This window comes from Rhizobium sp. SVR5-9E, assembly GCF_056755095.1.
Genome location: NZ_JBNDHS010000316.1, coordinates 1 through 319, shown reverse-complemented (window position 1 = coordinate 319; position 319 = coordinate 1). Strand labels below are relative to the sequence as shown.

The 319-nt window shown below is 59.6% G+C and carries 1 protein-coding gene; it reads right to left on the bottom strand.

What is annotated here, in order from left to right; translation table 11 throughout:
• Window positions 1–319, bottom strand: a 319-nt coding sequence (locus ACPYOJ_RS34980; protein WP_481420324.1) for a class II aldolase/adducin family protein, incomplete at both ends; no start/stop codon positions are given.

Genomic DNA, 319 nt, shown 5'->3' with positions numbered 1-319 from the left:
CCACAATACCCGGCGTATGCAGCGGCTCACGCTCAGCCAGCGTGTCGATAATGACGCGACCGGTGTTGAGTTCATACTCCCCTTCCACTTCGGCCTGCGTTAATGCCCGCGTGCAGGGAATATCGCCAAAGAAGTAGTCTGCATGCGTGGTGCCAAGAGCCGGAATGGGCAGCCCTGCCTGCGCCCAGGCCGTGGCATGAGTCGAGTGTGTATGCACAACGCCGCCCAGGGAGGGATAACGCTGATACAGTGCCAGATGGGTGGCGGTATCAGAAGAAGGACGCCACTTTCCGTCAACCACGTTGCCATGGAGATCCAC